Annotated in this window: 2 protein-coding genes; one reads left to right on the forward strand and one right to left on the reverse strand. The window is 59.3% G+C overall.

The features are described from left to right. Positions 1-1,547 precede the first annotated feature (1,547 nt). Positions 1,548-1,895: a hypothetical protein gene (locus ACXJL8_RS35220; RefSeq protein ID WP_456686475.1), complete on the reverse strand. Its 348-nt coding sequence runs from the start codon at positions 1,893-1,895 to the stop codon at positions 1,548-1,550. Between the two features lie 1,171 nt (positions 1,896-3,066). Here ACXJL8_RS35220 and ACXJL8_RS35225 point away from each other — a divergent pair. Further along, positions 3,067-3,273, forward strand: a complete 207-nt coding sequence (locus tag ACXJL8_RS35225) for a hypothetical protein (RefSeq protein WP_456624348.1) — start codon at positions 3,067-3,069, stop codon at positions 3,271-3,273. Positions 3,274-4,322: the final 1,049 nt, after the last annotated feature.

Below are 4,322 nucleotides of genomic sequence, written 5' to 3' on the forward strand. Positions count from 1 at the left end.
GGTTAGGGGCGCGCATGGTGACGAGAGTTTCAGGGATAGTACATTCTCGGTATTGTCCTAAGGTTCATTGCACCAAAGGACAGCAGGGCCGGAGTTTGGATCCGTTTGCTTGCGGCGCTGCCACGCAGAAATCTGCCATCAGTCTGCAGCTTAAGACCGGCGCTGCGGTGATTGTTGGTGGACGTGTTCAATTTGCTCCCCGACTTCCAGCGTGACTGGTCGCGCCAACAACGTCGCCGGATACAGATCGATACGAGCAGAATTGTGAGTAGCGTCAGCAGCCAATCGTTGATGCTCAAGCGCATCCGTTCTCGCAGGCCTGCGGCATGCGAGGTCATTCCTGCGCAGCCAATAGCGATGCGTCCAGCATTTTGCCGGCGCAGGAGCGCTGGTTGATCCACACCAAGGATGTTTGTGGTCGCGTGATTCGCCGCAGCAACGACTCACGATACAAAAATGCACATAAAAAGTGGCAGCACATCTGCCTCACCTTCGCGAAGTTTCCGGAGAGCGGAGCCGTCCCTTGATCTAGCGCAAGGGGCGCGCCGAAATTTCCAACCTCATGATGCCGGATTTGCCCGGCTCATGGAGGCGATCATGGAGGCAAAACGATTTGCTTCGGCGGCTGCTGCATTCGCGAGCGCAACCTCGCGTTCGTTTGGTTGGAAAGGAGATGCATCATGATGAGATGGTTAGCCGTCGCAACTTTCACCTTGATGTTCGGGACGTCAGCTCTGAGCATGGCGCCCGGGCCGCTTCCCCAATCCGAGAGCCTGATCACGCCGGTCGCGGCCGCCTGCGGAGTGGGCAGAACGCGGATCAACGGCGTCTGCGTTGCAAGGACGACGATCCGCCAAACCCGGCGCGTTGCGCGCAGGTGTCTCCGTTGGCAGGGAAGTGTCTGTGCGATGTACGAATAGGCGCCGCGAGACTCGGCGTTCGGATCGTATCCGGACGCCGATCACCAGGYTCTGAAGCCGAACCAGCCGAACTGCCCTTGTYGTGCCGCCAGAAGCATCTGCGGCTGGASGTTTCGCCTCGGTCGAGCCGCAACATGCAACATCTTGCGTTGTCGCTTGCGATCGACGGTTTCAGGCGGRCGTGTATCCGGTTTCGGCAGCATCGCGAAGGAATTCGCCACCGCCGGGCTCTGTCTGACGGTAACGGGCGGTTCGGCCACATCCGACGAAGTTGCGAYCTCGGTCGCCYCGGCCACGGRCGCAGCGGCGACGATCACCGGCRAYTGGGTATCGAAGACAATACGCTCGGGCCATTTGCGATCTGAGTGGATRMGTATGGCCGGCCGGTCCGCAGCCGCCTGATCGACGGTCGGGGCCCTCSGCAGCCAATAATCTGCRACAAWGAGCAGTGCGAGCAACACTGCTCCGACCTTCCAGAAATATGCCGCCAGTGGCATGCCGGTCGCTCCGGTGCGCCCCCGAAACATTGACCTGGGCTCGTCCTGCTACGTCGTCTGTTACCTGCTGCRAGATGGCCACAAGCTGCTTGATATAGATCAAGCGCGTTCGATCGSTCGCGAACGCGCTCTAACTGCAGCYGGTAATGCGCGCAACTGCCTTCATGTACTTGAGATGAAGTGCGGCGTCACCTCCGCCTGACGGAGAGTTGCGAGCGGTCAGGCGATCCGAATTCAAACAGGTCTCAAGATCGAACCTGATATGCGAGCACCATCCCAGGGCGCTCTTCTCTGCCTCTTCCTTGGAGGGGCCAAACCCCACAAAGGTCTGAACGTGCCCGGCCTCGCCGTCGGCCGTCGATACGAGATTGATTTCCGAGATGTAGAAGGACGAACACTGGGCGGCCTGGAGCTCGGCGCGTGTCCCCTGGATCACCCCGAGAGCGACAATGGTCGTCATGAGGACGGCTCGCTTCATTTTCTCCTCCGACAAAGCGAATCCATTGCGGCTATCCATCTGATCGCGACAACTTCATTCGGCGTGCGTTGCGCGCTGTGTGCCCCCCGAACATCGGACCTGGCTGTCCGATCGGGCAAGCCAACCAACGCCAATCGCCGCTCAGGGACTTGAGATAGATCAAGCTCGGCCCGACGACGGGACGCAGGTTTCGTTAGGGTCTGGTTGCCAAGGTGACAGATAATGAGTGACCGGATCCGCAGTCCTCTTTGCGTTGGCCTTGCCCTCGCGGCCAGCATGATTGGGTCAAGAGCGCCGTTTTGGCTACGGCCCGCGCACTTCCGGTCTGCCACCGCTAATCGGACGTACTCGGTGTCGGCAGCCACTTCRCAAAAGGGCCACAACCGGACCACCGCAGCGAATTGGGATGCTCGGCAGCAGCAGCGTGGGGTCATTTAAAGAATTCGGGCTGGTGACAAATCGGCTCCCAGCCCGAACTATTCGCAGGCTCCCCACATTACAGTGCCAAGGGGCACACCGTTATCGATCCGGGTTCATTGCCTGGGCTGTTCAGCCCGATGCGGCGCCGACTGATCAATTAAACGACGTGGGTTCGCACGGGGGTCTGGTGTAGGGGTCCGACGCATATGCGCCGACGTCCGGAGCGCGGACGCAGTCGCGCCCATCAAGGGCGCCACGCGGGGCGCTGACATCGGACCTCGCGACGTGCCAATATTCCCGAGCCATCAGGGGCGTGGTCAGTATGGATGCGGCGATCAGCCCAGCCGACAGAACTTTGAATCTGGTCATTTCATTTTCTCCATTGGATACAGAAGCCAAAACATTTTGGCGTCTGCTTTGGAAATGGGTGGAGCGACCGGCGCCTTAAATTGAAATATTTGTTCATGGTCGTTTACCGCTGCGCGAGGTCGGCGGAGGAATCGATCACAAATTCCGGCCCGCGCTCGTCACGCGCCGTTGCGCGTGTACGCGCCATCGGCGGCTAAAATTCTATTCACAGTCCGGAGAGAGTTTTTCAACGGCTTGCGAAACGCGGCCGGTTGCCGACATCAGCATCACGCCGATCGACGAAGCGTGATTGCGCCACCCCTGCGCGAGGGGAATGCCAACGCCTAACTGTCATTCATGTCGACAGCACGCGCATCGGTTGCACGCGTAACAAGAGGATACCATGACCAGCTTCAAATTTTTGGGCGCAGCGCTCGTTTTTTCCGCGCTCCTTGCGACGCCCGCCTCGGCATGGGAACCCGCCGCGGCATTAGCCGCGGACCCGACCTTCTCCATCTATTCGGGCATGCGTGGCGACGCATCGGGACTGTCAGTACGGCCACATCGCGGAAATCATACCACCGGCGTCAAGCGCTTTCGATCGCGCTGATCGCCCGGATACCAAACCTGCGCCAATCTTGTCCGCTATGCCCGACTGAGCAGACTTTAACGGGAGCCGCCGCCACTTGCGCTCCGTTCAGATCATTCCAATCAGGATGAAAAGAGCGACCTCTGTCAGGAAAGTGGCGCTCATAATGGCGACCGTAAGGAACGCGTCGCCCGCTGGTAGAGGGGTCATAGCATGCCTCGCGCGTTGCGACGACTGGAACCGGTTCTGGCTCTCTGCCCGCGCCAACACCCTTGCCCATCGCGCTCCGTTAATAAGCACCACGTCGCACAGCGCGACGCGTATAGCGGTAATCGCGACGGTCGACACGACGCGCAGTCACGCGGGCGCGCCGGTACGTGACGGCCTGCGCTTGATCAGCGCTTAACTCCACGCCGCGCGGTGTCACCTGCGGCGAGACCRGAATGATCGCCAACATCACTGCTGCAAACAGCAGTCCGACAATCGAGGAGACTCTCATTGCACCTACTCCCTATTGTCCACCATGGCCGTGTCACCAGCAAAATCTGTCTAGTCTGTCTGCCTATTGTCGGCCACTCTGAGATCGCCCTCGCAGCATTACGGCACGAAAAGGTCGCGCAGGATGTTCTTTTTTATACACCCCGGTTGATATCGCTTCCGAAGCTGAGATTGCCGAGGCAGCCGCGCGACTTGCGCAGTGGCGGACTCGTCGGGGCATCACCTAAAAGCGATCTACAAACCAAACTCCCGACCCTCCAAGGGCGTCGGGTTCTCTTCTTCCGTAATATGCACGTTAGGGGGCATTTGGTTCCCTGCAAGTCCTTAATAGATATAAAGAATTGCCGCTAAACATCTGAGCCGAGTGTTGCGGCTTCGCTACATCAACCTGCAGGCGAACGGGATAGCATTGATTCCTTAGGTGGGCGTCAGGTGGGCGTGGTGCCTTTTTTGAACTTCGTTCTGGGGAGATTTCTCGTAATGAAAAAGCTTCTGATTGCCGCGGCCGGGATGATGGCCGTGGCTCTATCCGCCCCCGCGTCGGCGGCAGATTTGGCGGCTCGCCCCTATAC

Source organism: Bradyrhizobium sp. P5_C11_2, assembly GCF_054049755.1.